General features: G+C 63.9%; 2 protein-coding genes. Both read left to right on the top strand.

Annotated elements, in window-relative coordinates:
* Window positions 1–878 (top strand): hypothetical protein (locus VAE54_RS14040; RefSeq protein WP_322802604.1); only part of this gene is annotated, 878 nt, incomplete at its 5' end.
* Between the two features lie 22 nt (window positions 879–900).
* Window positions 901–2,310 carry a hypothetical protein gene (locus VAE54_RS14035; RefSeq protein ID WP_322802603.1) on the top strand — a complete coding sequence of 470 codons (1,410 nt, stop codon included), beginning with the start codon at window positions 901–903 and terminating at the stop codon, window positions 2,308–2,310.
* The last annotated feature ends 203 nt before the right edge of the window (window positions 2,311–2,513 follow it).

Below are 2,513 nucleotides of genomic sequence, written 5' to 3'. Positions count from 1 at the left end.
TCCTGGCCGATATCCTGGAGCAGGCCCTCCACCACCTGGAGGAGGCCTTCCTCCAGGCCGCCCAGCCGCTGGCGGAGGGCTGGATTGCACCGCTGCAGCTGCCCGTCACGCCTCTGGCTGTCCATGACAACGGGAGACCTCTGCCGCATCAATTTGTAATCCGCTTCCGATCTGGCAGCGTGGACCTCCCATGGACGACCGCCTGTGGCCCGGTGAGCTTGAGCATGGCCCTTTCCAGGCTGACCGGCCGCCCGATCCCAGCCCAGGAAGTGGCTGACCGCATGGTCCAGTTGAGGCGGATGCAGCCAGAGGTGAATGAGGGCGAGGCGACCAATTACACTAGCTGGGCGGATCTGCAGGAAACCGCCCGACAGGCCTACGGCATAGAAGCCCAAATGGTCTTTCTCCAGGGCTCCCCTTCCGATCCGGAGGCCGCCTGGGAAAGCCTCCGCCAGCAGATCGCCCGTCCCCACACGACATTGATCGCCCTGGTCACCGCTAAACGCTATACCACTACCCGGGGAAGCACAAGCTGGCCCGGCTCCGAGGTGGTCGTGATGCCGGAGGATCGTAAGAAGGGGGACGGCGGTATTCTGATGGGGCCCGAGGGGGAAAGGCGAGGGATAGCCACTGCCCATTGGGTCGTGATTGATCGGTTGGAGGAGCGTGATGGCAACCGATACGTCGTCATCAACAATCCTTATGCTAACCGACAAGAACGCTATTCCTGGGATGAATTCTGGAAGTCCGTGAACCGGGCGGCCAGGGCGGGGAATCGCTGGTGGGTGCTTTCCCTGGAGGTTCCCTCCGAAACCTCGGAGAGAACAGGCCCCACATCCATATCCCCATCCGCCACCCACGGCCCAATCCCTCAATAGGATTTAGGAGAGGAGGAGCTCAATGCACCGCGGATGGATTTCATGGGTCCTGATCCTGACTCTGGCGGCATGCGCGCGCCCGCTGGTGCCGATCCCTATCAACCCACCGGATCGAACGGCAACGCCGACGGCCACCACGCAGCCTATCCCTCGGCCGACGGAGACCGCTTTCTCCCCGCCGGCGACCGTCGCGCGCCCCACCCCCCGGCCGACGCCGACGGCTCCCCCCACGCCGACCCATGTCCTGGCGACCACCACTCCCCGGCCGCCTGCCCCCACACCAACCCCCACCCTATGGGTTCCAAGGGCCCTTTCCCCATCCCCGCGGCCCCAGCCGCTTCCGGAGGGCTTCTGGACAGAGGGGAACTGGATCGCGGTGTTCCGCCCCGAACTCGAACACGGGGCCTGGTCTGAGGGAGCGGTCTGGCTGACCGACGGCCAGCGCTGGATCGGACCGTGGCCCCCCGATCTGGCTGTGCCCTTCTGGACCCTCTGGAACGAGCGCCTGCATTTCTGTTACTGGCGATCGAAGGAATGGTTTCCCACCCCCGAAGTTCCCCCGATGTGCGTTGAGGCGCCAAGCACGCTGATGGTCTCTCGCAACCGGATCGGTCCTTATGATCAAAACCCCCAACTGGAGCTGAGGCCATGCGGGAGAAGCGGGGAGCTCTGTGTCGAACAGAAGGGCGAAAGGCGATCCCCTCCCCTGCAGTTCCCCATCCCTGAGCCGGTGCTGGAACCCGGATATGTATCCCCCGGATATGTATCCATCGATGAATGCCGTTCGCCGGATCAGCGGCATGCCCTGATCGCTATCCCTCAAATCGGTGGTCCTCTATTAGAAGGCGATGAACTTTTCCGGAAAGTGAATCCCGATTTCAATCCCCCGCCCCTCGTGTTCCCGGGGGGCCTTTACTGGACCGATTACCAGTCCCGGAACGTCATGACGGCCCCGATCCATGCGCCCACATGGCCGGATCAGCAAGCCCTGGCCCGCGCCATGGCCGAACAGGGGCGATTTCCGACCGCCTTCCTCCCGTTCCTGCAACGCAGCCTGCTCGGGCCAACCGAAGTGGGGATGGAGTGTGCTCCCGATGGACGGTTCGCGCTGCAGACCTTCCGGATCTGGCTCCCGCCGGAGGAAGTCTACCTTCCCGCGGATGTGCGTCGTTACCCCAACCTCTTCGACAGCGATTTCCGGCCGCCGCAATACGCCAATCTCCTGTGGGTCTGGGTGATCCGGGTCGAGGATGGAACCGGCTATCCCCTGACCCTCCTATCCGAGCTGTTCAACGTAGAGCTCCTCATAGCCGGTCCTGAGCGCCTGGCCCGATTCGAGTGGGTTCCATTTCTCCGGCTCCCCCAAGATCTACCGTGGGTTCCGCTGCCTCCCCGTCCGCCGGAATATCCTCCTCCCTGGGAGGCTCCATGAGGCAACGGTCGCGGTCCATCGAGCCCCCAGCCCGATAAGGGCAGAAACACGGGGGATGAAGCGCCCGGCGCTGCGAATGGGTGGCTATCATCTTAATGGACGAGAAGCACGTCATCTGGAGGGCGAACGATGGATACGGTGCTGCGGGTGCATCCAGAGCAGATCCGAGGGCAGATCCGGCGGTTGCGGGCGTGGGGGGAGGC

It is taken from the genome of Thermoflexus sp. (assembly GCF_034432235.1).
Classification (GTDB): Bacteria; Chloroflexota; Anaerolineae; order Thermoflexales; family Thermoflexaceae; genus Thermoflexus.
The sequence above is the reverse complement of the archived record's forward strand: the minus strand, read 5'-3'. Positions and strand labels throughout refer to the sequence as shown.